The organism is Coriobacterium glomerans PW2 (genome assembly GCF_000195315.1).
GTDB classification, from domain to species: Bacteria; Actinomycetota; Coriobacteriia; order Coriobacteriales; family Coriobacteriaceae; genus Coriobacterium; species Coriobacterium glomerans.
This window is the reverse complement of the sequence record NC_015389.1, coordinates 246,206-270,877: the sequence shown is the minus strand read 5'-3', so window position 1 is coordinate 270,877 and position 24,672 is coordinate 246,206. Positions and strand designations below refer to the sequence as shown.

General features: G+C 61.4%; 21 protein-coding genes and 1 riboswitch. Of the genes, 8 read left to right on the top strand and 13 right to left on the bottom strand.

Annotated features, from left to right (window positions below):
• Positions 1–64: 64 nt before the first annotated feature.
• The 3 genes from CORGL_RS01200 to CORGL_RS01190 are packed head-to-tail and all read left to right on the top strand — an operon-like array spanning position 65 to position 2,879.
• The gene (locus tag CORGL_RS01200) at positions 65–1,021 is read left to right on the top strand and encodes a PTS sugar transporter subunit IIB (RefSeq protein WP_013708100.1); all 957 of its coding nucleotides are present in this window, start codon (positions 65–67) and stop codon (positions 1,019–1,021) included.
• A gap of 34 nt (positions 1,022–1,055) precedes the next feature.
• Positions 1,056–1,859: a PTS mannose/fructose/sorbose transporter subunit IIC gene (locus CORGL_RS01195; protein ID WP_013708099.1), complete on the top strand. Its 804-nt coding sequence runs from the start codon at positions 1,056–1,058 to the stop codon at positions 1,857–1,859.
• Between the two features lie 18 nt (positions 1,860–1,877).
• Positions 1,878–2,879 carry a PTS system mannose/fructose/sorbose family transporter subunit IID gene (locus CORGL_RS01190; protein ID WP_013708098.1) on the top strand — a complete coding sequence of 334 codons (1,002 nt, stop codon included), beginning with the start codon at positions 1,878–1,880 and terminating at the stop codon, positions 2,877–2,879.
• A gap of 143 nt (positions 2,880–3,022) precedes the next feature.
• Here CORGL_RS01190 and CORGL_RS01185 read toward each other — a convergent pair whose 3' ends face one another.
• Complete coding sequence (locus tag CORGL_RS01185; RefSeq protein ID WP_013708097.1) at positions 3,023–3,700, bottom strand: transaldolase family protein; 678 nt, start codon at positions 3,698–3,700, stop codon at positions 3,023–3,025.
• A 120-nt stretch (positions 3,701–3,820) separates the two neighbouring features.
• The gene (locus tag CORGL_RS01180; RefSeq protein ID WP_013708096.1) at positions 3,821–6,232 is read right to left on the bottom strand and encodes a glycyl radical protein; all 2,412 of its coding nucleotides are present in this window, start codon (positions 6,230–6,232) and stop codon (positions 3,821–3,823) included.
• A 161-nt stretch (positions 6,233–6,393) separates the two neighbouring features.
• Here CORGL_RS01180 and CORGL_RS01175 point away from each other — a divergent pair, with 161 nt between their 5' ends.
• Positions 6,394–7,281, top strand: coding sequence for a glycyl-radical enzyme activating protein (locus tag CORGL_RS01175; RefSeq protein WP_041738482.1), 888 nt, complete (start codon positions 6,394–6,396; stop codon positions 7,279–7,281).
• A gap of 1 nt (position 7,282) precedes the next feature.
• Here CORGL_RS01175 and CORGL_RS01170 read toward each other — a convergent pair whose 3' ends face one another.
• The 3 genes from CORGL_RS01170 to CORGL_RS09880 form a co-directional block, all read right to left on the bottom strand.
• Complete coding sequence (locus CORGL_RS01170; protein ID WP_013708094.1) at positions 7,283–8,041, bottom strand: DeoR/GlpR family DNA-binding transcription regulator; 759 nt, start codon at positions 8,039–8,041, stop codon at positions 7,283–7,285.
• Positions 8,042–8,222: 181 nt separating this feature from the next.
• Positions 8,223–9,146 (bottom strand): Ppx/GppA phosphatase family protein, encoded by a 924-nt coding sequence (locus CORGL_RS01165; RefSeq protein ID WP_245526955.1) that lies wholly within the window; start codon positions 9,144–9,146, stop codon positions 8,223–8,225.
• Positions 9,147–9,257: 111 nt separating this feature from the next.
• On the bottom strand, positions 9,258–9,887 hold the full coding sequence (locus tag CORGL_RS09880) for a hypothetical protein (protein WP_013708092.1): 630 nt from the start codon (positions 9,885–9,887) through the stop codon (positions 9,258–9,260).
• 842 nt (positions 9,888–10,729) lie between these two features.
• Here CORGL_RS09880 and CORGL_RS01150 point away from each other — a divergent pair.
• The gene (locus tag CORGL_RS01150; protein ID WP_013708091.1) at positions 10,730–11,440 is read left to right on the top strand and encodes a hypothetical protein; all 711 of its coding nucleotides are present in this window, start codon (positions 10,730–10,732) and stop codon (positions 11,438–11,440) included.
• A gap of 78 nt (positions 11,441–11,518) precedes the next feature.
• On the opposite strand, the gene CORGL_RS01145 is transcribed toward CORGL_RS01150, so the two are convergent.
• Positions 11,519–11,737, bottom strand: a complete 219-nt coding sequence (locus tag CORGL_RS01145) for a helix-turn-helix domain-containing protein (protein WP_013708090.1) — start codon at positions 11,735–11,737, stop codon at positions 11,519–11,521.
• Between the two features lie 143 nt (positions 11,738–11,880).
• On the opposite strand from CORGL_RS01145, the gene CORGL_RS01140 reads away from it, so the two are divergent.
• Complete coding sequence (locus CORGL_RS01140) at positions 11,881–12,912, top strand: zinc ribbon domain-containing protein (protein WP_172633503.1); 1,032 nt, start codon at positions 11,881–11,883, stop codon at positions 12,910–12,912.
• A 148-nt stretch (positions 12,913–13,060) separates the two neighbouring features.
• Positions 13,061–14,266: a hypothetical protein gene (locus CORGL_RS01135; protein ID WP_013708088.1), complete on the top strand. Its 1,206-nt coding sequence runs from the start codon at positions 13,061–13,063 to the stop codon at positions 14,264–14,266.
• Between the two features lie 200 nt (positions 14,267–14,466).
• Here CORGL_RS01135 and eno read toward each other — a convergent pair whose 3' ends face one another.
• The 6 genes from eno to larB form a co-directional block, all read right to left on the bottom strand.
• On the bottom strand, positions 14,467–15,765 hold the full coding sequence (gene eno, locus CORGL_RS01130; RefSeq protein ID WP_013708087.1) for a phosphopyruvate hydratase: 1,299 nt from the start codon (positions 15,763–15,765) through the stop codon (positions 14,467–14,469).
• Positions 15,766–15,913: 148 nt separating this feature from the next.
• A complete protein-coding gene (gene mazG / locus CORGL_RS01125) occupies positions 15,914–16,756 on the bottom strand; it encodes a nucleoside triphosphate pyrophosphohydrolase (RefSeq protein WP_013708086.1) in 843 nt (280 codons plus the stop codon).
• Positions 16,753–17,319 carry a phosphodiesterase gene (gene yfcE, locus CORGL_RS01120; RefSeq protein ID WP_013708085.1) on the bottom strand — a complete coding sequence of 189 codons (567 nt, stop codon included), beginning with the start codon at positions 17,317–17,319 and terminating at the stop codon, positions 16,753–16,755. The genes mazG and yfcE overlap by 4 nt, the downstream gene beginning before the upstream one ends.
• Positions 17,320–17,447: 128 nt before the next feature.
• Positions 17,448–20,387: a SpaA isopeptide-forming pilin-related protein gene (locus CORGL_RS01115; RefSeq protein ID WP_013708084.1), complete on the bottom strand. Its 2,940-nt coding sequence runs from the start codon at positions 20,385–20,387 to the stop codon at positions 17,448–17,450.
• 123 nt (positions 20,388–20,510) lie between these two features.
• A complete protein-coding gene (gene larC, locus CORGL_RS01110) occupies positions 20,511–21,905 on the bottom strand; it encodes a nickel pincer cofactor biosynthesis protein LarC (protein ID WP_013708083.1) in 1,395 nt (464 codons plus the stop codon).
• Positions 21,902–22,672, bottom strand: a complete 771-nt coding sequence (larB, locus tag CORGL_RS01105; protein ID WP_013708082.1) for a nickel pincer cofactor biosynthesis protein LarB — start codon at positions 22,670–22,672, stop codon at positions 21,902–21,904. Before larB ends, larC begins: the two co-directional genes overlap by 4 nt.
• 240 nt (positions 22,673–22,912) lie before the next feature.
• Between larB and CORGL_RS01100 the strand changes: the two genes are divergently transcribed.
• Positions 22,913–23,245, top strand: coding sequence for a hypothetical protein (locus CORGL_RS01100; RefSeq protein ID WP_041738475.1), 333 nt, complete (start codon positions 22,913–22,915; stop codon positions 23,243–23,245).
• A gap of 3 nt (positions 23,246–23,248) precedes the next feature.
• On the opposite strand, the gene murB is transcribed toward CORGL_RS01100, so the two are convergent.
• Positions 23,249–24,220, bottom strand: a complete 972-nt coding sequence (murB, locus tag CORGL_RS01095; protein WP_013708080.1) for a UDP-N-acetylmuramate dehydrogenase — start codon at positions 24,218–24,220, stop codon at positions 23,249–23,251.
• A gap of 296 nt (positions 24,221–24,516) precedes the next feature.
• A riboswitch (FMN riboswitch) is annotated at positions 24,517–24,664 on the top strand.
• The last annotated feature ends 8 nt before the right edge of the window (positions 24,665–24,672 follow it).

Sequence of the window (24,672 nt, the reverse complement as noted above, 5' to 3'; positions counted from 1 at the left end):
CAAAGTATTTCCAAATTAAATACATACTGTTACAGTGCTATCAACTTCGATTGAAGGAGGACATATGGTTGGGATCGTCTTGGCGAGTCACGGGGAGCTGGCGGGAGGTGTCAAGCAAGCAGCCGGTATGGTGTTCGGTGAGATCGAGCATGTCGCCATCGCGAATCTTGAGCCCCAAGAGGGTCCTCAGGATTACCGCAACAAGCTCGATGAGGCCATAAGCTCTCTCGGCAACCCGAATCAGCTGCTATTTCTTGCCGATCTGTGGGGAGGCACGCCCTTCAACCAGATCAAGCTCGCATCCGAGGGACGAACCGGATGGATCACGGTCACCGGGCTGTCGCTTCCGATGTTCATCGAAGCCTACTCGAACATGTCGTCGCTCGAATCGGCAGCTGAGCTGGCGGCGCACATCTTTTCCGTAGGCAGGCAGGGCGTCCGCATCTCTCCCGAGGGGCTGCAGCCGAAGCACAGCGCGAGACCGAGGAATGTCTCCGCTGCGGCGGCACTCGGCGGCACGGGGAAGCTTCCCGAGATCGTCTGGTGCCGTATCGACTCTCGGCTGCTTCATGGTCAGGTCGCGATGGCTTGGACCAAGCAGGTTCAGCCGACTCGCATCATGGTGGTATCTGACGGCGTCGCCCATGACGAACTCCGCAAGACCCTCATCACCGAGGCGGCTCCTCCGGGAACGAAGGCCAACGTCGTTCCCGTTGACAAGATCATACAGATCTGCAAAGACGACCGCTTCGCCGGTCAGCGGCTGCTGCTGCTGTTCGAGAACCCCCAAGACGTTCTGCGGGTGGTGAGCGCCGGAATCCAGATACCGCTTGTGAATATCGGATCGATGGCGCACTCCGCCGGCAAGACGATGCTCGGCAGCGCCGTATCGGTTGACCGCGATGATGTCGCGGCCCTGGAGGCGCTACGCGACAAAGGTTGCGAGTTCTGCATACAGAAGGTCCCCACGGACCGAGACGAGGGCCTGTGGAATCTGCTTGCCAAGACCGCGATCGCCTAGGCTTCGCGTAACACATCTGAGAAAGGAGTGCATTATGAGTTTGATTCCGATTCTGCTCGTGTTGATCTTCTCGTTTCTGGCCGGCGTCGAGTCGGTCTTGGACGAGTTCCAATTCCATCAGCCCATCGTGGCATGTTCGCTTATAGGACTCGCGACGGGGCATCTGCCCGAGGCGCTCATGCTCGGCGGATCGCTCCAGCTCGTCGCTCTGGGCTGGATGAATATCGGTGCAGCCGTGGCCCCGGATGCCGCGCTGTGCTCGACTGCGTCCGCGATCCTCGTCTGCATGAAAGGCGTCGAGGTTTCCACGGGTATCGCCAGCGCCATGGCGCTGGCGGTCGCTGGTCTGGCCCTTACGATCTTCGTTCGCACGATCGCGGTCGGCATCGTCCACGGTGCCGACAGGGCCGGTGCCTCAGGCAACATTCGCGGCGTGGAGTTCGCTCACTATCTGGTCATGCTGCTTCAGGGCCTTCGCTGCGCCATCCCGGCCCTGCTGATCATTCTGGTGCCGGTCGGGGCGGTCCAAGCGGCGCTCAGCTCCATTCCACCCTGGTTGACCGCCGGCCTGTCGGCTGCGGGCGGCTTCATCGTGGTCGTCGGCTACGCCATGGTCATCAACATGATGGCCACGCCGAAGGTCTGGCCGTTCTTCATCATCGGCTTCGCTCTGGCGGCCATCACCCAGCTCAACCTGATCGCGATGGGCATGATCGGCGTGGGCATCGCACTCGTATATCTGCAGCTGGCACCGGAATTCAACGGTGGCTCCGGTCCGTCGCTCGGTTCGGGCTCCTCTGAGGACGTCCTGGATGACATCATCAATGACTACGAATAGAAAAGAGGGGAGCAATCAATGACCGATACCGAAAAGCGGATCAGGCTCACGAAGTCGGACCGCGTCAAAGTCTTCTGGCGCCAGTCCTTCGAACAGGGCTCCATCAACTATGAGCGCATGCAGCACCTCGGATGGTGCTACGCCATGCTTCCCGCTATGAAGCGCCTGTATCCTGACATCGAGGATCAGAAGGCGTTCGTCAAGCGCCATATGGAGTTCTTCAACACGCACCCCTATCTGGCGGCACCGATCTTCGGCGTCGTCATGGCGCTCGAGGAGGAGCGCGCAAACGGCGCCGAGATCGATGACGCCGCGATACAGGGCGTGAAGATCGGCATGATGGGTCCTCTGGCCGGTGTGGGCGACCCCGTGTTCTGGGGTACGCTTCGTCCGGTGCTCGGTGCCTTCGCCGCCTCGCTGGCACTGGGCATGAACCCGCTGGGTCCATGTCTGTTCTTCGTGATATGGAACATCGTGCGCCTCGCATTCAAATGGTACACGCAAGAGCTCGGTTACCGGCAGGGATCGAACATCACGAAGGATCTGTCCGGCGGCCTCATGCAGAAGATCACCATGGGCGCGTCTATCTTGGGCATGTTCATCATGGGTGTCCTGATACCGCGCTGGACGACCATCGATCTGTCGAAGATCGTCTTCTCGAACGCCGATATGGGATCGGTGGCTGAAAAGTTTCCCGACATCACCAAGCTGACCGACCTGCTCAACGGCGGGGGATCGATCACGCCCGACATCCTTTCAGGAGCGGTGAAGGCCGTTCAGAACGCGGCGAACGGTGGATATTCCATCGTCATGAACGCCGGCCAATACGCATCCGATCCTGCGCGGCTCATCAAGATAGCCACGCTTCAGACCGTGCTCGACCAGCTGCTTCCGGGTCTCATGGCGCTGATCCTCACCCTCGGCTGCATCACGTTACTTCGCAAGAAGGTCAATCCCATCGTGATCATCTTCGGACTGTTCATCATCGGTATCGCCGGAGCTCTGATCGGGTTCTTCTAGGCCGCTGATGCGACATCCGCACGACGGCGAGGGGCCCCGTCTCCATTCAGGAGACGGGGCCCCTCTTTTGGGCGATCACAACAAGGGGCGCCCCGGCGATGCTGCCGGGGCGCCCCTGTGATCTCAGATGCCCGCCGAAGACACTAGCAGGTCGCCATCGTCTTTCCCGGTGCGCAGAGCCCCTCGAAGTCCGCAACGAACGCATCGATGGCGGCATCGATGGCGGCACTCTTCACGAACCCCTCGATCACCGCCGGCGCAACCGTCGCGGCGCCCACGCCGTAGCGAACGAGATCGAGAACCTGCTGGGAGTTCTTGAAACTCGCAGCCAGGACCTCGCAGGGAAGCCCGTTCGCGCCGAAGATGTCATGGATGGTCTTGGCCACCTCGACTCCATCGTAGCCCATGTTGTCGATGCGGTTGATATAGGGAGCCGCATAGCTCGCGCCGGCCTTCGCCGCGAGAAAGGCCTGCATGGGCGTGTAGATCGCCGTGGCGGTGACGCGCACCCCTTCGGTCGCGAGCAGCTTCATGGCATGAAGACCCTCTGGGACGGCGGGGACCTTCACAAACGTGCCGTCGCCCAGCTCACCGGTGATGCGCCGAGCATCGGCGAGCATGCCTCGCGTGTCTCGCGCGACGACTTGAACATGCAGTTCCGCATCGCATCCGATGATCGAGCGGATCTCCTTCAGCACCTCGAAGGGAGGCCGGGCCGCTGCTGCCAGGATAGAGGGATTCGTCGTCACGCCGTCTATGGGATATATCTCGATCAGATGCTTGATTGCCTCGATGTTCGCATCGTCGATGATCAGTTTCATGGTTTGTTTCCCTTCAAAACGGATGGCCTGAGGATACGGGCGCCGCAGATCCTGGCGGGATCTGCGGCGCCCCAGCGCTGCGGTGGCGCGCGCGTGGTTCGGCGCGCGGTCGCGTCTCTGTCAGAGACTCTGCTCGGTGCGCGCGATGATGTCATCTTGGGTCGCACGGGACAACACGTTGAAAAAGGCGCTGTAGCCTGCGACGCGCACGATGAGGTCGCGATGCCGCTCGGGATGAACCTGCGCGTCTTTGAGCGTCTCGCGAGAGACCACATTATACTGCACGTGGTAGCCATGGAGCTTGTCGAAGAACGCGCGGGTGAGCATGGCCAGCTTCGCGCGATTCTCGGGTTTGTCGAGCACTTGCGGGGTGACCTTCTGATTCAGCAGCACGCCGCCGGTGATCTCGGAGGTCGGCAGCTTCGCCACGCTCTTGAACACCGATGTGGGACCGAACTTGTCCGCTTCATGGCTGGGGCTGCAGCCCTCGGCCAGCGGATCACCGGCCCGACGGCCGTCCGGCGTCGCGAGCGTACCGGCGCCTTGGGGGACGTTGGCCGAGATCGAGCTCGTCCCGGCGTAGTAGACGCCCCCGATGGGACCGCGCCCGAACCGCGTGTTGTGGTACTTCTTCAACTCATCGATATAGCTGGCATAGGCTGAGGAGACGAGACCGTCAACATAGTCGTCATCGTTGCCGTATTTGGGGGCGTCCACCATGAGCTGGCGAATGCGTTCGTTCTCCTCGCCCGCCCAGTTCTCACGCAGAGCCCGAGCCAGCTGCGCCGGCGTGACGGCGCCCTCCTCGAACACAACCTTTTTCATAGCAGCAAGCGAGTCGGCGAGATTGGCGATGCCCACTTGGAGATCGGAGATGAAGTCGTAGACCGCACCGCCCTCCTTCATGTTGAGACCCCGTTCTATGCAGGCATCCGTGAGAGAGGAGCACAGGATATCGGCGGTATCCTGCTCGAGTACCATATCGCAGGTGGCATCGATGATCACGCACTGACGGCACATCTCGCGCACCGTTTTGTCCCAGCAGGCCATGACATCGTCGAACGTCTTGAAGTCCTCGAGATGGCCGGTGTGATCCAGAAGGCGCGTGCCGCTCGCGGGATCGACGCCGTCATTCATACCGATGAGCAGAGCCTTCGGAAAGTTCAAAAAGCTCATGCCCGTGCAGCGGTAGCCCCATTTGCCGGGAACCGCGGTCTCGACGCAGCCGATGGCGGAGTAGTTATAGGCATCCTCACGAGAGACCCCGCGATCTATGAAGCTGGGGATGATGATCTCGTCGTCGTTGAACGCGGGCATGCCGAATCCGCAGCGAACGACCTCGATGCACTCGGCCATGAAATCATCTGGCAGGCCCTTGTGGTAGCGCACGGTGAGATTGGGCTGGGTGAGGTGGCACTGCGCGACCGATTTCAGAATGAGCCAACTCATCGGATTCGAGGCGTCCCGCGGCTCGCCGCGTACGAGCTTCTGGCCGCCCACGGTGACGTTCTGATAGAGCGGGGAGCCGGCTGAGAACTGCGTATGGCTCCACGAGCGAATCTTGTTGATGGTGTAGGTCTTGAGCCACAGGTTGCACATCAGCTCGCAGGCCGCCGACTCGGTCGTGCGCCCCTGGGCGAGATCCGCCTCGAGAAACGGGTTCAGATACTGATCCATGCGACCATAGGACAGACTGTGCCCGTTGGACTCGATCTGCAGCGTCAGATGTACCAGCCACATGGACTGGACGGCCTCATGCAGCGTCTCGGCGGGCTCAAAGGGGACCTTGTCCATGATGCGCGCCATCTCGAGCAGCTCGGCGACGCGATCCATGTCGGGTTCGGTCTGGGCCATCTTGCGCGCAAGCGTCGCGTAGCGGCCCGCGAATGCCCTCACGGCATCGACCACAATGATGATAGCGCGATAGAAATAGCTCTTGTGGATGTTGCGGTAATCGGTGAGATCGAGCTCATCGAGCTTCTCTTGGGCGCGACGCTTGAAATCGCGCAGTCCCAGACGAAGCAGGGCCCCGTAATCGACCGCGCAATGCGCGTCCCCCGAGGTGATGTTGCCCTCGCTTTTGATGATGCCCAGATCGTAGAAGAGCTTGGAAGCGGGCGGGAACGCCGCGAGACCGCGATCGAGCAGCGTGTTGTGCTCCCAGAACGGAGCGATCTCGCGCAGTCTGCGCTTCGTGTCCTCGGTGATGTGGAACACATCGCCATCCCGCTTCTCGAACTCATCGAGTTCATCGATGACCCAGCTCATGGCGTATTCGGGAAATATCGGCGCACTGCGGTTCGACGAGGCCTGATTGCCCGCGATGAGGGTCTGGGGCTCGATGAAGATGCTCATCTCCTCTAGAACCCTTTTGAGCATGATGGCGCGCTTGATAGCGAGCGCATCGGCAGCGTGCTCTCGATACACTTCCGTCACGATGCACGCGCGCTCGGCATCCACCTCGGGTACCGCATCGATCAGGTCGTCTCGAAATGAACGCATCTTGGGTGTCAGCTCTCCGAAGTGATTCATGATACTTCCTTTCCTTGAAATTGAGCACCGTAGGTTACATCGAAGTTTGTTCTTATTGAAACTTAGTATAGTATCGTTCGAAAGAGTTTTTACTTTCGAATACAATACTCTATATATTCAATATCCGTCCATGTCGAGAAAGGGCGCGCATTTTGAACGCAATGGTCTTCAACATCCAGAAATTCAGCCTGAACGATGGACCGGGAATTCGCACCGTGGTCTTTTTGAAAGGTTGCCCGATGAGGTGCCCATGGTGCTCGAATCCCGAGAGCCAGCTGATGCGGCCCCAGCTGGAATGGAGCGCGAGCGCGTGCACGGGCTGCAAACGCTGCCTCATGGCCTGCCCCGACCTGGGAGACCCGGGCGCGCAGCATATCGATGTCGCCAGGGCGGACGCGAGCTCCGAGCGCGTCCGACAGGCGGTGCGCGCGTGCCCGGCACGAGCGCTGTCCATAGCGGGTCGTCTGCGAAGCGCGGCAGAGGTGTGCGAGATCTGCCTGAAAGATGACGTATTCTATCAGCAGAGCGGTGGCGGCGTCACGCTATCCGGGGGAGAACCGCTCATGTGGCCGGAGTTCTGCATCGAGCTCATGAACCTGCTTCACAGTCATTCCGTCGACACCTGCATCGAGACCACGGCATGCGCGGCGCCGAAGGTCTTCGATGAGGTCGCGAAGCGGGCGGACCATCTGCTCATCGATATGAAGCACGGCGATTCGGATCGGCATCGGGCGGCAACCGGAGAGGGTCTCTCGCGCATCTGGAGCAACACGATCCGGGCGCACGAGTACGCACGCGACGTTCTCGTTCGAACGCCGGTCATTCCCGGTTTCAATGATTCGGTCGCCGACGCGCGGCTCATGGGTCGTCGTCTTCGGCGCGCGGGCGCGGATCGCGTGCAGCTGCTGCCCTACCATAGTTTCGGTGAGAGCAAGTACGCCTCACTCGGTCGCAGCTATGACATGCGCGGGCAGGCGAATCTCCACGAAGAGGATCTCGCTGCTCTGATCGAGGCATATCGCGAGGAGGGCATCGAAGCGTTCGTCTAGCTCAGATCGCCGTCCGGACGATGACGACCTCGACGCCGGAGGCCTCGAGCGCGCGGCGATGCCGATCGGCGATGCCCTCGTCGGTCACGGCGTAGGCGATCTTGCCGGCGAGGTCCAAGGGCAGCACACCCCGCCGTGAGAACTTCTCGCTCTCACTCAGCACGACGACCTTGGATGCGCATGCCGCCATATCTCGAACGGCCTGCCCTCTGAACTGATCGTCATTTGTGAAACCGACACCCTCGACGTAGCCGTCGGTTCCGATGAACATGTAGTCGACGTGAAGGCTCTCGCAGCTTTGCTTGAGCAAGGGTCCCACGGTGACCTCGGCGTCGTTTTGATAGAAGCCTCCGAGCAGCACGGTGTTCGCCGCGGGCTTCCCTCGAATGTAGCCGGCGATAAAAGCGCTGTTCGTGATGATCGTGACATCTCGCATCGTCTCAGCGATCGTCAAAGCCAGCAGCGCGCAGCAGCTGCCGCTCTCGATCATGACCGTATCGCCGTTCGATATGAACGAGGCGGCGCGATGCGCGATCCGTTGCTTCTCCTCGTAATGATATGCCAGACGCCCCTGTACGTCATCGGCGCTCGAGAGCAACGCGAAGCCGTGCTCTCGATGGATGATGCCCTTGCCCTCAAGTCGCTCGAGATCCTTGCGGATCGTGACCTTCGAGACGCTCAACTCATCGGCGAGAGCTGCGACCTCGATTCTTTTCCGCTGAACGAGAATCTCAAGTATCTGGCTATCGCGTTGCGCCATGGGTTTCACCTTTCATGCGGTCGATGGGAGGGCTGCGCCGCCCGCTGCAGCTCCCGGCATGGCCGCCGGACAGCATGCGCTCCATCGTCATATATGAGGGTAGCACATATCCGCTTTGGGCTGCAGCGGCCTGACGCTGCAGCAGCGAAGGGCGGACACCCCGAGATGCATCAGGGTGCGCTCAGTCCTCCAAGACCGCCAATCGGGGCGTCCATCCGATGGCGGACGGCGACGCGGCGAGCTCCTCGCCGATCGTGGCCGCGAGACCGACGAGCAGGCTGTTCTCGCTGACGGTGAGCGAATCATAGCCTCCTGCGCGCATGAGCTCCGCGATGATGAGCGCACCGGCCAGTATCACAGGTGCTCGCTTGGGCTGGATCCCGGCCAGCTCGGCGATCTCGCGGACAGGCAGATCCCTCATGCGCTCTATCGCCGACTCGACCTCGCTCAGCGCGAGCTGACGCAGGTGCACGAAAGAGGCGTCATAATCCTTGAGTCCATGCGTGAGCGCCACCAGAGTCGTGACGGTCCCACCGACGGCGACGAGCTTGTGAGGACGCTCGGCGAGCGTCGGCCAGTAGCGGGAGAACCCCGCGCGAGCCCATGACCGCGCCGAGGCGATCTGATCTGCCGAAGGGGGATCGCCTTGAAGAAATCGGTCGGTGACGCGGCGGCATCCGATATCCAGGGAGCGCACGTGCTCGAGACGAACGTCTCGTCTCGATGCATCGAAGGCCCCCGTTGCGAACTCGGTGGAGCCGCCGCCCGAATCGACGACAACGATCCGCTCGTCATCGAAATCACGGGCCACGCCGTAAAACGTGAGGCGCGCCTCGACCTCGCCGGGAATAACCTGAGGTTCCAGCCCGAGATCTGCGAGCTTCTCCAACAGGATGTCGGCGTTGCCTGCATCCCGCGCCGCGCTCGTCAGCGTCGTGCAGCTGCTCCGCGCCCCGAAGGTCCGAGCCTCGCAGACGAACCTGCTGCACGCGTTCCGGACGCGCTCTATGGCATCTGAACTGAATTGCCTGGTTGCATCCACGCCCGCGCCGAGATCGGTTATGACGGTCAGTCTGCGCGCCTCGACCACCGCTTCATCGGTCACGAATGCCAACGAGAGTCGGGACGAGACCGTCCCGATGTCTATCGCGGCAACGCGACGCCGCCGCGGGGATTTCGCTGAGGTGCGGCTTCTCATAGCGTGACCACGTCGGTCCTACTCCCCTGATGAGGAGATCGTCTGGCCACTTGAGCTGTTGAACAGGAATGCCTTGTCGAGCACTTTGATGTACCAAGGCGCATCTTTGTCGACGTCGCGCTCGTCCTGCGTGAGATCATCCGAGTTCGCAGAGGCTTCGGAATCGTCGCTCCCCTCTTTCTTCTTGCTCGCATGATCTTTGCCTGCATGATCAGCTCCCTTGTCACCGGAGCCGGCTCCATCGGAGGCAGCGTTCGACCCGCCCCCCGTGGTGTTCGACGCGCCAGCTGAGGAACCCTTGCCGGCTGAATCCGCTGCAGCGTTCGCCCCGTCCTCGCCGCCCACGATGTTGATCTTCTTCTCGCCGGGCATGACCAAGTCGAGGTCCTTGCGGGCGGCCTGCTCTATGCCGTCTTGCGAGAGCAGCTTGTTCACATCCGCCTGAAGCCGATCGTTGTAGCCGCGCCTCAGCTCCATCTGCTTGGATAGGATCTCGTGAGTTCGATGGGATACGTAGAGGTCGCGCGCAGGAAGGTACAGGCCAACGATGGCGAAAACGACGACGCACGCATAGAAGGCGAGGCGAAACCTGCCGGTCGTGAGCGCGTAGACACCGTGAACGAACCTGTTGTCGCTTGCATAGCGCATGAGCGCGCTCTTGTGGGAACGCCTATGCTCGGCACGCGGAGCCGCTTTCGATTCACGTGATTCCGCCCGAGAGCCCCCCTTTGCCGAAGTCGACCCTCGATGCGGCGATGAGACGCGCACCGTGCGCGCCCATATGCCCTTGGCTCCCCTGCGCGGTGCGCCCGACGTCTCGTGCGCCCGATCGGTTCGGCCGGAGGCTTCGTGAGGACTTCTCGCAGCAGCAGACAGATCACCGGTCGCACCGATACCGCGCGCATCAGCGCCGACAAGGGACACATGCCCGACTCGGGTAGCGGGTCCACCGGCTGCGGAGGAAGAAACCTTGTTCGTGTGATAGCTGCTCATTGGCGCCTTACAGGATTCGGAAGCGCATGTGCGCCCATCGGGATAGTTATACCACGCTGGACCGACGTGAGTGTGGCGATTGGACGGTGTTTGGGTCGCGCTGCAAGATCTTCCCGTGCAGACGATTCCAAACGAAGGGAGAGGCCTATACAAGCCGACAGTCGGTGCCCCGTGCGGGGTCGGTATATTTGCCGATCCTGCGACGGGCCGGCTTCGCCGGCCCACCCGCTCGCTTCGCTCGCGGATCCGCGCGGACAGCGCGACATGCGCGCGGCTCAACATCTGGCGAGATGGCCGGCGGCGAGGGGCGCTTGCGCGCCCCGGGAGAGAGGATGAAGCGGCAGGCGGGCGCATCCGACTCGACCGGATCGGCAGCCGGGTATGAGATGCCCCCGATCCGCGCCCGATCACATGTCGCGCAACCATCATTCGCAAGTCAGAGGCAGCAGAAGAACGCCATCTACGCCGAACGGGGGATCATATGAAAGGATGCGCGCATGAATGAAGAGATCGTCATCGATGGCATGGAGGCTGACAGCGAGGGGGCGAGGGACTACCAACCGGACCTGACGGGTCGCCTGAAAAAGTCCATGCATCTGCCCGAGGGACCCGTGGAGCAGCAGTACCTGAGCGGCCTCCTCGAGGTTGAGGACTGCGACGGCAAGAGAGTGCTCGCCTACTTCGCCGATCCACGCGATGGCGGCATCGCCCTGCTCGAAAAGCCATACGGGAGACCATGGGCGCTCGTCGACGACGGGCGGCAAGCGAGACAGAGCTTCGAGAGGGAACTCGAGCAGGTGATGGATGGTGAGATCGAGCCGCTGTACCTGATGCGGGCATTTCAGTCGATGCTGGAGCGCATCCGAGCTCAGGTGCCGCAACCGCGCGACAGCAAGGGCGTCCTCGTGCGCATTGGAGACGCCGTGCGCGCGATCGATGACGGCTGCCGGCGTTTCGTCGTAGCGGGAGTGACGACGCGAGGGGTGATGGTGGAGGCCGTGGACTCCGACTTGATCAGCATGGACGCGCGCGATCTCGAGGTGTACCGCGATGAGGCCGATGTCATCATGCTGGAGTCTCTTCTTGATCCGTCCGCCTACGCGCGCCGAAACGGCCTCGCAAACGATGAAAGAGCCGCTATGCTCATAGATCTCGGGCGGCGCATCTGGGTTCTGGCTGCCAGCGAGCGCGCGACCGAGCCGCGCTGAGAGAGCGCGACGGCAGATCCGAACGCAGACGGATCCGCGAAAACCTTGAAATCCCAGCAGGGATGAGCGCGCGTCTGATCACAGCCCCTTGAGAATCTCCGACATGGAAAGATCAAGTCCATCGGCGATGCGCTTGAGCATGGAGACCGACAACCTGTGCCTCCCCTGCTCGACCCCGGCGAGATAGCTGTAATCGATCCCAGCTGCCACAGAGAACTTCTCCTGGCTCAGCCCGGTCCTCGCACGACGCAGCAACTGGATGCGCGCCCCGATCTGACGCTCGAGTCTTTTATCCATCTGAAGAGAGTTTCATGTCCTATGCAGATTTGCACTTGTTTAGATGCAGTAGTATTGTGTTGAATCAGTGTTATACAGCTCGGTCGTATTGTATCGATCACGCTCCCGAAGACTGGTGAACGCGACAGCCCCGCAGACGACTCATGAGAGGAACCGAAACGATGTATTGCAGCACGTGCGGCGAGGAGATCCAGCATGGCGGGGCATACTGCCCGAAATGCGGCAGGGAGGTGCAGCAGGGAAACGGAGACGCGCCTTCGGCTGCATCTGCCTCACCGTGCGGACGAAGTTTGCTGGATGAGCTGTGCTTCGTCAGGGACAGCCTCCTTCTCATTCTGGAGCAGTACACGACACAGGCCTCCCTGGTGCTCAACTACCGGCAGGAGCAGAAAAGGCTGGAATCGAGAACTGTGGGACAGAAGTCGGAATACGGGCTGTTCGTGTTCGGCATCGCCATTGTCGCCGTTGTGGTTTTGAAAGGACTTCTGACCGGAAAGTTCGACGAGGTCGTCCTCTGTATGGCGATCCTCGCGCTGTTCTGGAGAGGATGGACGACAGGAAGACGAAGGCTCCTGATCGTCGGGCTCGCTCTGCTGGTTGGTATCGCCTTCGTCGGCATCACCAATATCATCCACGTCGCCAACGACGCAGAGCTCCCGCCTTCGGCTGTCTTCGTCTACATCGGCAGCTACGCTGTCGCCGTTGTGATCGCCCTGATCGCCGCCAAGACAGCGGTCACCAGACGCAACGCGAAGGTGGATGCGGAAAACAAGGAGATCAGAACCGGCAATGCGCGTGCGCTCGCGGAATACTCCGCACGCTATGATTGCACGGTCCGCGAGATAGATCGCCTGCGGCAGGAGCTTCTGGAGAGGACCGCATCGTGGTTCCCTCCGGATTACTACAATGTGAGAACGGTCGAGAGCTTCATCATGCTCGTGAAAAACCATCGCGCATCCGATGTGAGCGAGATGGTCAACCTCTACGAGACCGATGCTCATAGGCGCAACGTCGAGGCATATATGCATCTCCAGTCAAAGCAGATGGAGCTGATGCTAGTCAATCAGCAGGAGATTGCCCGAAAGCTAGAAGTCTCCAACCTCATCAACGCCGGAAATTTCGTGCTGAATGCCATGAACGTGGCGAACACCAGCGCGATTCTCGATCGGCTCTGAACAAGCCGTCTCCACGATTCACATGATGCCTGCCTGCAAGCAACATGTTGATTCGCAGATTCCAGAAGGACGAGCACGTGCAGGTCGACGGGCCCATCGATCCCAGATGCGAAAGATAATCTGACACGAGAAAGAAGACGGACCGCATATGTTGATGGACATGATGGGGAAGATGAGAGGATGGGTCGCGACCCATCGGAAAAGGGCGATCGCCGGCGCGATCGGCGCGACCCTGGTCGTCGCGGGCGTCGCGGGCGCGACGTGGGCGACCGGAGGATGGAGATCGGCCGCAGCCGAGACCGGAAGCGAGAGCGGAGGCGGTGACGTCGTCGAGGTCGCCTTCGACATCGACGCGCCCGGCTGGAAGGACGGCTCGAGCGCGGCGGTGGCCACGCTGACGCCGACCGGCGCCGACGAGCGGACCTTCAGCCGCGCCGTGGACCCCACCGACGCGAAGAATCACAAGGGAACCGCGATCGCGAAGCTGATCCCGGGAAAGTGGAAGATCCGATGGGTGCCGCCGGTGAACGCCGACGGGAGCACCTACAGGGCCCCGAAGGAGACGGCCTTCGAGATCGAGGCTGCATCGGACGGACGGCTGGACGCGCATCGAGATAAAAATGTGATCAAGGCGAGGTTCGAGGCCCTGGCCGAGCCGACCGACGCCGAGCTCGCCGAGATCATCGCCAACGCCAGGCTCGCCGTCGGGACCGGCGACGAGACCCTGAAGGGCGATGCCGGCAAGCGGGTCGTCACCGCGATCGAGACCAACGCCGCAGCCGCGCCGAGCGCGGGCGACAAGGTCCGGGACGCCGCGCAAAAGGAGGCCGAGCCGACCCCGGAGACCCCGGGAGCAGCCGGCGGAGGCGACCCGGCGACCGGCGAGAGCGAGCGGACCGACCCGGCGACGGGCGATCCGAGCAAGTCCGGGCGGGACGACTCGCCCGCGCAGGCGGACGACTCCGGATCGGGGGCCTCGCCGAAGCCCGGGCCGACCCCGACGCCCTCCGGCGGCGGCGGCGGCAAGCACGGCCACTGGGAGACGCGAGACGTCTACACCGACGTGCCGCGCTACGAGAACAGATGGGTGTCCAACTGGGTTGACGTCCCCGCGAAGACGAGCAAAAAGCTGGTGATCGAATTCACGTTCAGCGACGGCCACAAGGCACACAGTAAAGAGGAATTGCGCACTTACTCGATGAGTCACATCAATCTGAACTTCAGTGACACCTCCTACTACACCACCGTCGTCGACGTACCGGCGCACCGCGAGGACCGCGGATCCTATCAGCGCGTCCAGACCGGAACCGATCACGTCAAGAGCGGCACCGAGAGGGTCTGGGTGAACGACTGAGCCGTCGCGCGCGACAGAAGGGACCCGAGAGGGACCATCCGATGGAAATCGGATGGTCCCTCCTTTTTTCGGATCGCCTCACTTGCCCTCGGTTCGAGGCAACCCCACATCATACGAAGAACGTCGAAGAGAGCGTACTCCCTTCGACGTTCCACCGTGAATGAACCACCTGGGTCACAGGAATCGGATCAGGCCGCTTTTCAAGATTTTGCAGCGATCCCGTAAAATGCGGTTCTTCCGGCATAGCGCGCAGAGGCATACAGCTCATCCTCGATACGGAGAAGCTGATTGTACTTCGCAACGCGATCAGAGCGGCACGGGGCGCCGGATTTGATCTGACCCGCATTCGTCGCGACGGCGAGGTCGGCAATCGTGGCGTCCTCGGTCTCTCCAGAGCGATGCGACACGATGCAGGCGTATCCTGCCTGCTTGGCCATCTCGATGGTGTCGAGCGTCTCGGTCAGGGTGCCGATCTGGTTCACCTTGATAAGGATCGCATTGCCCGCATGCAAATCGATGCCCTTCTTCAAGCGCTTCGTATTCGTGACGAACAGATCGTCGCCGACGAGCTGGATCCGATCGCCGAGTCGAGCGGTGAGCTTCACCCATCCGTCCCAGTCCTCTTCCGCCAGACCATCCTCGATCGAGATCAGCGGGTAGCTGTCCACGAGGCCTTCCCAGTAATCGATCATCTCGTCGCTCGACAGCTCGCGGCCTTCGCCCTTGAGCATGTACACACCGCGTTCCTTGTCGAAGAACTCGGTTGAGGCGGGATCCATCGCGAACATGAAGTCCTCACCGGCTTTGAAGCCGGCCGCCTCCACGGCCTTCGTGACGTAGTCGAGCGGTTCGGCGTTCGTCTTGAAATCAGGCGCGAAGCCGCCCTCGTCCCCGACACCGGTGTTGTGCCCGTCAGCTTTCAGCACGCCCTTCAGCGTGTGGTAGACCTCCGAGCACCACCGGAGTCCCTCTGCGAACGTGGGAGCACCGACCGGCATGATCATGAACTCCTGGAAATCCACGTTGTTGTCCGCGTGGGCTCCGCCGTTCAAGATGTTCATCATCGGCGTTGGCAGCAGATGACCGTTCACGCCACCCAGATAGCTGAACAGCTCGAGGCCGGCTGACTGGGCCGCCGCTCGGGCCACGGCGATCGAGACCCCCAAGATCGCGTTGGCGCCAAGGTTCGCCTTGTTGGGCGTGCCGTCTGCGACGAGCAGCGCCGCGTCGAGAGCCCGCTGGTCGAAGGCATCCATACCGAGTACGGCGTCGGCGCACTCCTTGTTGACGTGATCGACAGCCTTTGTGACCCCTTTGCCGAGATAGCGTCCCTTGTCCTCGTCGCGAAGCTCGACTGCTTCAAAGGCACCCGTCGAGGCACCGGAGGGGACCATGGCGCGCCCGAACGAACCATCCTCCAAAACGACCTCGACCTCGACGGTCGGATTGCCCCGCGAGTCCAGAACCTCGCGCCCGTAGACGTCCAGAATCTCACTCATGCTGTCTTCCTTTCGCTCGTCAGACAAAGACCGAATCCGCGATTAGCCGAATAAGCCCCGCTAGTATGCCCTCCCCCGTGAGGTTGAGGCAGACGGTCGAGGATTCAACGAGATGACACGAATCGAATGCGGTAACACCCGCTCCATATCACCTGTTCGCGCTGCGCTCCATTGTACTCCCCTCGCGCCCCGCCTGATCCCACAGCATATTGAGCTCCGATGCGGACAGATGCTCCGCATTCGCTCCCGTTTCCCCTGCGAGCCGCTCGACGGTCTGCCAGCGTCTGCGAAAAGCCGAAGTGCTCGCCCTGAGCGCGCGTTCGGCGTCGATATCGGCGATGCGCGCGATGTTGACAAGAGAGAACAAAAGGTCGCCGAGTTCAGACTCTCTTTCAGGGCTATCAGGCGGATCGGCCCGAAACGCAGCCCGGTCTCGGTCCATCCGATCCCAGACGGCCTCGCGATCATCCAAATCAAGGCCGATCGCCGCCGCTTTGCGCGATACGTTCTGCGCCTGACGCAGAGCCGGCAGCGCCCTCGGCACGCTGTCAAGCAGGCTCTCCCCTGAGGACCCGCCCCGACCGTGCCGCTCGGAGAAATCGGATCGCTCCTGAAGCTTCACGCGATCCCAGAGGGCGGAGACATCTGCGACATCGTCTGCGACATCGTTTGCGAAAACGTGAGGATGCCGTCGGATGAGCTTCGCTTCGACGTCTCGCGCCACATCCTGGAAGGTGAACTCATCGGCATCGGCAGCGATCTGAGCCTGCATGAGGACCTGCATGAGGACATCGCCGAGTTCTTCGCGCAGATGCTCCGTATCATCCCGCTCGATCGCGTCGAGAGCCTCGTATGCCTCCTCGACCATATTTCCCGCGATGGATACATGAGTCTGCTTGCGATCCCAGGGACAGCCTCCCGGCTGACGCAATCGCCAGATGGTCTCGATGAGCGACTGGATGGCCTCTCGCGCATCGACCGCTTCCCTCATCGCGAGGACCCGGGTTCCAGCAGCACGTGACGAAACTCTCCGGATTCATAGATACCGCAACTGTTCGATCCGTCTTTCGGAATCGAGACGCTTCCGGGGTTGAACAATCGGATACCCGGACAGGCAGCGCTTTGCTCGTTGACCTTGACGTGCGTGTGTCCGAAGACGAGAGCGGATCCACTCGGAAGCTGCGGCATCCTGTCGACGCTGACATCGAGCCCGGGACCGAACACGTGGCCGTGAGTCAAGAACAGCTCGCATCCGCTCGCCTGATCGAATGCGACGAGATAGTCGGCCATGCACGGAAAAGACAGAACCATCTGGTCGACCTCGGAATCGCAGTTCCCGCGAACGGCGAGCAGGCGCACGCTTCCGGCGAGTTCGTTGAGTTGAGCGAGTACGCGCTTGGGCGCATAATCGCGCGGCAGATCGTTGCGCGGGCCATGATAGAGCAGGTCGCCCAGAAGGCAGATGCAATCGGGCCGCTCCTCTTCAATGGTCTCCAGCAGCCGCTCGGTCCAATAGGCGGATCCGTGGATATCGGATGCAACAAGGTATTTCATGACAAGATCCTCTCGACCGCGGCCGGGCGGGGCGAATACGAACTATCTGCCCGGCTCAGATCAACTCTATGCGACCGAAGGCTGATTCACAAGTGCCACCGGTTCCATTCGGCATCCCCGCCCCTTGATCAACCCTGTCTGCGCACGAATGCCGACGCCAGAGCATGCAGGCCCGCTGCGACCGCGACGGTCACAGCTGCCGCCTCGGCTATCGCAGGGCCCGGCAGCCCCGTCGAGGGAAGGTTCGGAGCCTTCCGGTCGGAGAACGTCATCCGATACGCCCCGTCCTCTGAGGCCGGCACGACGACACCGGTATCCGGGTAGTGGCCTTGAGCATCGGGCACGAACACGGTGACAGCGTCAACCGATACGTTGAGCCGGTAAGGGTTCGCGGCGAGCTGGTAGCCGGCGGGCGCGCACGTCTCGGAGATGAGGTAGGAACCGACGCGAACATCATCGAAGGCTGCGACGCCATCCGAATCGACCTTGGTCTCCTCACCGACGGGGGTCCCGTCTTCATCGCTCAGAGTGAATGCGGCACCTTGTAGCGGCGATCCACCGTCCTCGTCGACTTTTTTGATTCTGAGCCCGATCTTGAGCGTCTTCTCGTTGGTGACGGTGAAGGCGTTGACTCCGTCTGTTGAAACCGTCGAGGTGAATCCGGCATCCTCGGGATCAGAACCGCCGACAGCGGTCTCGGTCACACTGTAGGTTATATCTCCCAACACCGTGCTGTGCGTCGGCTGCCCCTGAAGAGCCATCGCCCAATCGGTCTTCGCGTCGATGGTGTAGGTGCCTACAAGGCCCCCCGGCACCTCGCCCGTTGCGCCGGGTATGGACCCCTTCCAGTCGACCTCGACGGTGACGGGGAGCTTCTCATCCTGTTCGGTGCGCTCCCAATTCTTGTGAACGCTCAGGTCCGTGCTGCCCGATCCGTATTCATTCATGAACAGCACTGCCGTAGGGGTATCGGATATATTCTTCAGTACGACGGTGTCGGAGAGGTTGTAGGAACCTTCGCCGATACGTGTCTGTGCCGCGACGTCAGTCGAGGAGACGGCGTAGTTGCGCTCGATGAGCGTGGCCGGCCCGGTTGCAACTCTGCTCAGCTTCCATGTGTAGGTGACCTCGTCCGCGCTCTCATCCAAGATTCCACCAGATGGCGTAACATCAGTGCAGTTGTTGAGAAGCAGCGCGGGAAAGGCCTTGCCATCGGACTCTATCAGAAAGGACTCGTTGAGATTGATGCGGTCCTGACTTGTCATCTTCTTGAGTCCGGTAAACTTCTTGGTGACGGTAAGCTTGCCTTGTCCCGAACTCACCCGGTTCGTCGTCGTGACGGTCTGGGGCCGCTTGTCCCCGGTCTGGTCGACCTCGCGAGCCGTCGCGGAACCGTCGGTGCTGTGAGAAACATCGTTGTCAAATGAAGTCGTGAACACCGAGGGATCGCGTTCCGGAGTACCTGCCTCACTGAAGTGCACCCCTGTCTCTGGAGGCAGACCGCTGATCGTGATCGGGACACCCGGTCGCGCAGCGATACCGGTGATCTCACCGCGAGACGGATCTGAAGCATCCTTGGTCACACGGACCTCTGTCGCACCGTCTGCAAGCCCTTTTGCGGGGTAGGCCGTCGATAATGGATTGCCGTCGGGTACCTCCAACCCAGCCGAGAATGTGAAGGTCTTGTTCTGATAGACATCGGAATCAGGGCCGGTGAGGCGCTTCTCGAGGCTCACCTGAGCGGTTCTGCTGACGCTGACGGTGAAGATCACATGGTTGGGATCGTCTTTATCCCACTTCACAGCCATGGTGCCGTCATGCATCTGATCGAAGGTGTAGCTTGCGATCGGGTTGTTCGCATCCTCCTTGGCAGTAGAGGTCCACGGCCTCGAGTTGCCCTGATCAGCCGCCTTGAACTTCTCGATACCGGTGATCTGGTATTTGCCCAGATCAACCGCGTCAGCCGTCAGCGTCTCCACCCCAGACGTGGTGCTGTAGTAATACATGGTTCCGCTCTGGGCGAGCTGTTCGGCGCTGTCTCGATCGACTACCTCGACGATGATGCCTCTCCCCGTGGAGCTTCCCCGACCTCCCGGGGGCGTGAAGTCGCGAACGAACCAATCAGATACATGAAACTTCACGTAGGACGGATTGCTTCCGACGGGCATATCCTGTAGAAAGTAGAAAACGAATTGCAGATCGGAGCCGTTTCCGTGCACCTTCGTCCAAGAGCCCGGATTGCCGTTCTTATCCAAGGGAATGAACTCGATCTCGCCGTCCGCATCCTTCTTGACCCGGGAGATGTTGGTTCCGGTATTCGATTGGTTGCCGCCGCTGCCCCTTTGCTTTGTTCCGTAGTCCGTGCCGTCATCGGTTCCCTTCAAGCTGAGCTTCCAAAACGTGTAGCTGCCCTTGTCGGCACCGTCTCCGCTCCAAGAGTTTCCATCGACCTTCATGATGTCTTCCACGAGCGCGCCCGACTCGCCCGTGGCAACGGAGAGATCGACGGTAAACGTGCCGTGCGCCTGATCGGAGGTGAACCGCTCTCCGTTTATGCTCTTGATGCCATGTAGCACAGGGCGGTCATCCGCTGAGGGACCATCTGAGTTCTTGTCCCCCGATGCGGCATCGGGCTCTTTCTTGTCGTGCGAGTCCGCATCTGCGGCATCGGGCTCTTTCTTGTCGTGCGAGCCCGCATCTGCGGCATCGGGCTCTTTCTTGCCGTGCGCGTCCGCATCTGCGGCATCGGGCTCTTTCTTGTCGTGCGCATCCGCATCTGCGGTATCGGGCTCTTTCTTGCCGTGCGCGTCCGCATCTGCGGTATCGGTCGCGGCATCGCCATGAGCATCATGCGCATCGCCACCATCTTTCTCGCCCGACGCCGAGCCTTTTTCGATGACAGCTGCCTCGCGACCACCAGACGAGGGATCAGCAAATCCGACAGATTCGACCGACAACGCAGTGCATGCGATGATGATCGCCGCTATGACAAAGGCCGCGAGGCGATGCAGGCCGATGTGGGTCTCGCACGCACCTGCACCGATTGACCTCTTATGAAACCAGCGCATCGCACCCGCCCTCTCGACAGACCTCCGTTGCGAAGACCTGCTATCTGCTGCCCTGTCACATCTGCATATATAGAAGCGGACAAACTGTCCGCTCTAAATATGTTAGCATTTTTTACCACACTATCATATGGATGAGACCGGAACAACTTCATCTCGGCAACCGTCGCGATATGCCGCCTGTGTCGCAGTGTTGAAAACGCTTTGAACAGGGATATTTTCACTTTCGGCTATCGCTGCGCAATCGTCATATTCGGGCGTCCTGCGCTGTGTGCCGTCGGGCAGTGTCACGCACTTGATGCTGACAGACCCCCATGGTGTCATTGCAGAACTCATAGCACGTTCGAGGCATGTGCGTTCCATGAGCTGGCTCCGCAGCCCGATCGTAGAGGTCTCGCTGAAGATGATCCGCTCCATGAGCGCGGCGGCTTGACTGTCGCAGATCACCTCGAGCTGGTGCGCCGGCCTCCCCTTCTTTCCCAGGACCGCTATCCAGTGAACCTCGAGAGCACCGGCCTCACGCAGACGATCGGCCGCGTACGCGAGCACCTCGCCGGTGGAGTCGTCGATATCGCATTCGATCTTCGTGACCGTATTGCGCGCGCCGGCCGGACAGCCGAGCAGGCCCATCTGATCGGTCGACGAAACAGGCATCTCCTCGATGATGAGCGCCCGCAGCATCGATGGCCGCTCGTAGGCGCGCTTGCCGGCACCTATTCCCACCTGTCTCACCGTGTAGCGCGCCGGCAGCTCGAACAACGGGCGAAGGGCCGCCGCGAGCGCTGCTCCCGTCGGCGTGACGAGCTCGCCTGCGATCTGCGAGGAAGCGAGCGGCAGTCCGTGGGCCGCGCAGATATTGAGCGTCGCGGGGACGGGTACCGGGATGACGCCGTGCTGGCATCTGATCGAACCGTGTCCGTCGGTGAGGGAGGGAATCACCGTGCTTTGCACGCCCAGGTGATCGATGAGCACAGCGGCGGAAACTATGTCCACAATCGAGTCGACGGCTCCCACCTCGTGGAAGTGAACCTGATCAAGGGGCAGAGCGTGCGCTTTCGCCTCTGCCTCAGCCAGTATCGAAAAGGTGTCTCGAGCAAGGGCGCGAGCGCCCGACGTCATGTCGGCTCCGTTGATGAGTCCCAGGATATCAGCCAGTCCGCGATGAGCGTGATCATGCCGGTGGATGTGCCGCCGTTGCTCGCTTGACGAACATGCATGCTGCTTGGGACCATGATGCGGCGCCCCTTGGAGATAGGCCATATCGTGATCCCGGTTCTGATGGTCTTGATCGAGCAAGACCGCGAAGTCGCAGCAGAGGATACCGGATTTTCTCACATGCGAGATGCAGATCTCATACCCTCTCACCGGAAGGCTCTCGAGCGCCCGTCGCACGGAGCGCTCCGCGGCATCTCCCCCCAAATCGAGCAGGGCCGCAACAAGCATGTCTCCGGCGATACCGCTTCCGCACTCCAGATACAGCGTGCACCCTGCATCCGCACCCTCGTTGTTGTCGCAGATCATATGTCATGCTCCCTTGCTTTCAGATGATTGATGAGCGATGCCTGATATGCGGCACCGAATCCATTGTCGATGTTCACAACAGAGATGCCGCTCGAACAGCTGTTGAGCATCCCGAGCAGCGCAGCGATGCCGCCGAAGCTCGCACCGTACCCGACGCTCGTGGGAACAGCGATGACCGGACATGATGCAAGGCCCGCCACGACGCTGGGAAGCGCCCCCTCCATACCGGCTATCGCGATGATCACCTGAGCATGGCTGATCTGCCGTGCGTGCGAAAGCAACCGATGGATGCCGGCCACGCCGACATCATGCACGCACGTCACGCGGTTGCCGAGGAACCGCGCGGTGAGCACCGCCTCATCGGCGACCGCGAGATCGCTTGTGCCTGCTGTGAGCACGAGTATCTCGCCGTTGCCGTCCGCATCCGGCAGCGGTCCGCTCACGGCGGCGCGGGCGCGCTCATGATAGGCGATATCCACTCCTAGCACCTGCAGGCTGGACGCCTTCTCGGCATCGAGGCGCGTGATGAGAGCGCGTCGCTGACCGGCGTCTCGCATGGCAGCTACGATGCCGGCGATCTGGGAAGGGGTCTTCCCCTCCCCGTAGATGATCTCTGAAACCCCTGTCCGGACGCCGCGCTCATTGTCCACCTGCGCATAACCAAGATCGCTCACCGATTCGACCCGCAGATGCTCGATGAGATCCGCAGGGGTCAGATCGCCTTCAGCCACCGCGCGGGCGATCCTCTCGAGATCGATCGCATCCATAGCCCTCCTCCCCGGCGCCTCACTCGGCTGTCTGCAACCGTTCCTCTAGGTGACGCGCCCCGTATCCACCGACACTAGCACATCGCCAGAGGCGGCAAGCAGGCTGAGATGACAAGAATTCACAGAGGCTGCGCACCCTGGAACCCGCAACCTGATATCCTTTCAGCCCATTACATTCGAGATGCGCCCCTGCGGTTGCGATCCTGGTGCCGCACGAGCTGTTTGAAAGGCAGAGCCACCTTGGACGAAACGACGGATCAGACAACGAGGTCCCACTCCTCGACATCGAATTCAAAGATCTGCGAGGCCAGGCCCCAACGCGGGCCCGCGGTGTCGATCGCGTCTGTGCTCTTCGGTGCCGCGAGCTTTCCTGCGGGCTACCTGCTGCCGGCGCTTGCGGGCCTCTTATGCGCCCTCATCGCGATCATCTTGGGAGTCGTCGCGTTGAAGACGAGATCGGCTCGCAGCGGTATCGCCAAGCTGGGCATCTCGCTCGGCATTCTGTGCGTGGCCGTCGGGTGCGCGGTTATCGCATTGTATCTGTACAGGGCCTCGGAACTCGGGCTGTCCTGATCGCTAGAACTCACCGACGCGACGAATCTCAGGCTCGAGATCGACGCCGAAGCTGCGCTTGACTCTTTTTTGCACGAGCGCCATGAGAGCGCACACGTCAGCGGCGGTCGCTCGATCGGCGTTGACAACGAATCCGCAGTGCTTGTCCGAGACCCGGGCACCCCCGACGCACGTGCCGCGCAGTCCGGCGTCCATTATCAGCTTGCCGGCGAAGCGTCCGGGCGGTCGTCTGAAGGTCGATCCGGCCGAGGGCACATCAAGAGGCTGCTTGCGCTCGCGCTGCATCCGAAAATCTCGCATCGCGGCGCGAATCGCTGCGGATTCGCCGCGATCGAGCGCGAAGGTGGCGGCAAGCACGATCAGGCCCTCTCGACTCACCCGACTGCTCCGATAGTCGAGCTCGAGATCTGCTCGGGCGATCTCGACAACGGAGCCCCGTTTTCGAGAATCCGGGTCCAGACCTCGATTTCCCGAATCACCGGGTACGTAGGCCGTCACGGACTCGAGCACCTCCCCGGTGCTGCTCCCATAGGCGCCGGCGTTCATGAAGCAGGCCCCGCCGACCGTGGCCGGTATGCCCGAGATCGGCTCGAACCCGGTCAGAGATTCGCTCTCGGCCACGCGGGCGACATCGCTCAGCAGGGCACCGGCCTCGGCGCGGATGCGTGTGTCATCCACGGAGATGGCATCGAGATTTTCGCGCATGCGTATGACGACGCCGCGGATCCCCCGATCGCCCACAAGCAGATTCGAGCCGTTGCCCACGATGAGGACGGGTATGCCCGCCTGCGCGCAGACATCCAGAGACGCGGCGCAGGCATCGATGCTTCTCGGGGATACCATTACGTCAGCCGGCCCACCGATTCGAAATGTGGTGTGCTTGGCCATCGGTTCTGCCAGCACCACGTTGTCATCGCCCGCCGCACCCGCCAGGGCGCATATCACATCTTCGCCGATGCGCCCGTGCTCATGCATGACGGAGTCCCTGAGATCGACTGCATAGCCGAGCGAGCGGGCTTCGATGCTCGTCTGGCAAACGATTGCCGCAGGGGCGGTCCATATCGTCCTCGCTGGCGGTCAGCTGGTTGATCTGGGATGAATCGGACACGCTGTCTCCTTGGTTCACAGGTGGGCTCGCGATCAATCTAGCACAGGATGTGAGGGACCGCCACCAAGCCGAGCCGCATCGAAGCGCTCTTCATGAGTGCCTCGTCCGCGCCCGGATTGCCCGACCGGGTAGACGCCGCTCGAAATAGGGTATATGCTTCGTCACGTAGTTTCAAGGTCGGGTGAGATTCCCTACCGGCGGTAACTGGGGTGAGGCGCGCCGCGCCCTCTCGGAAGCCCGCGACCCACGCAGGTGGCTGATCCGGTGCAAGTCCGGAGCCGACGGTACAGTCCGGATGAGAGAAACGGAGACATGTTCT